3 protein-coding genes are annotated in these 1,576 nt (G+C 75.6%); 2 read left to right on the top strand and 1 reads right to left on the bottom strand.

Going from position 1 to position 1,576, the window contains the following annotated elements; translation table 11 throughout:
* A partial coding sequence (locus AE652_RS41065; protein WP_049661058.1) for a hypothetical protein occupies positions 1-235 on the top strand: 235 nt, incomplete at its 5' end.
* Between the two features lie 134 nt (positions 236-369).
* Entirely contained in the window at positions 370-927 is a 558-nt protein-coding gene (locus AE652_RS45860; protein ID WP_049661056.1) for a hypothetical protein, read from the top strand.
* Positions 928-1,077: 150 nt separating this feature from the next.
* Here the strand turns inward: AE652_RS45860 and AE652_RS41055 are convergent.
* Positions 1,078-1,576, bottom strand: a 499-nt coding sequence (locus AE652_RS41055; RefSeq protein WP_049661055.1) for an RICIN domain-containing protein, incomplete at its 5' end; no start/stop codon positions are given.

Below are 1,576 nucleotides of genomic sequence, written 5' to 3'. Positions count from 1 at the left end.
GCGGGGGCTGGCCCTGGCGGCGCTCGGCGACGCGCTCGCCGACCGCGCGGCCGCCGAGGGCACCGGGGATGCCGGGGATGCCGCCGGGGAGGCGGCCCGGGCGCACCGGTCCGAGGCCTACGACATCCTGGCCTCCATCGGCTCCCCCGAGGCCGCCCGGCTGCGCGAGCTGATCGGCCCGGCCCGGCCCGCCGTCCGGCCGCGCCGGCAGTGGCCGTCCTGGCTGCCGGCATGACCCGCCGGAGGTCCGCCCGGTCCGGCGAGCCGACCTGGGGGCGCCTCCGCGGGAGGACAGGGGGACGCCGGCAGGTCCAGGGCGCGGACAAAACCGGTATCTCCGAGTGCGGGCGCCCTGGCAGACTCCCCGCCATGGCCAACTCCTACGCGCGACCGGTCCTGAGGACGGCGGACCTCGACGAGGCCCTGCGAGCCGCCGGGCGGTTGCTGGATCTCGCCGACACCCGGGAGCTCGAGGTCGACTTCGACGCGCGCGTTCCCGACGCGCGGGCCCTCGAACGGCTCCTGGGCCTCCTGCCGGGTGCCGAGTGGTGGGCCGACGGCGCCGGACACGGCTCCTCCGACAGGGGTGACCCGCCGTCGGCCCACCTCCCGGTCCGGTTGATGGGCTGGGGCATGTCCGCGGACGTGGTGCGGCCGGTCCTGGCGGCGGCGGGGGCATGCCCGGTGTCGGTCCGCTGGGACTTCTCCGGCTGGCCGGAGGCTCCCGACATCGGCCTCGGTGCCGGAGGTCCCAGGGGCGCCTACGTGACGGTCTGCGCGCATGCCCGGGACCTCGACCTGACGGAGCCGGCGGCCGACCACACGGTGTTCGTGCACGTCAAGCATGTCGAGGCCGAACGCGCCCCGTGGCTGGCGGCACGAGTCGGCCTCCAGGTGATCGGCGAGCTGGTGATGGCCCCGTGGTGACCCGGGGCCGTGGCCCCGCCCACAGCGCCGCCCCGGCTCCCGGATCGCGGACGAACCCGGCGTCGTCCGCGGCGTAGTCGTACAGCTCGCCGTCGCGGCCCCGGTCGACGGCGGTCTCCGGTCGGTTCCGGGCAGTCGGCTCCCGGCGGCTCAGTCGAACGTCCACACCTGGTTCTGCGCGCCCGTGCAGGCCGCCACGTGGGTCCCGACGCCGATGCCCTCGGACGTCAGGCACAGCTGGGTGGCGACGTTGGCGATCCGGTAGCCGCCCGGGACCTGCGCGATGGCCCAGACCTGGTTCCAGTCGGCCGGCGGGCTCGTCCAGATCTGGACCAGTCCGCTCCTGCGGTCCTGGTCCAGCACCTTGGTGAAGTTGCTGGAGGCGTTGCGCAGGTAGTACATCCCGTCGGCGACCCGGTCCAGCCGCCAGAGCTGCGCCGCCGTGCCGTTGGCGAAGTAGGTGCCGACCGTGTTGCCGTCCCGGTCGTTGGAGGAGTAGTTGTCCAGCAGGCCGTTGGTGCCGGTGATCCGCGCCTCGGCGGGCAGCGGCGGTTTCGGCTGCGGCGTGGGCTGGGCGGACTGCGTCGGGGTCGCGGGCGTGGTGGGGGTGGCCGTTTCGCCGTGACGGGAGGCCGGCTCGGTGCGCGGC

This window comes from Kitasatospora sp. MY 5-36 (assembly GCF_001182915.1).
In the GTDB taxonomy this organism is placed as follows: domain Bacteria; phylum Actinomycetota; class Actinomycetes; order Streptomycetales; family Streptomycetaceae; genus Kitasatospora.
Note: the sequence above shows the minus strand (reverse complement) of the source record. Positions and strands in the feature narration are given on the sequence as shown.

Excerpts from the sequence above, each read along its gene's own strand:
- AE652_RS45860 (WP_049661056.1), top strand. The coding sequence starts at position 370 with ATGGCCAACTCCTACGCGCGACCGGTCCTGAGGACGGCGGACCTCGAC.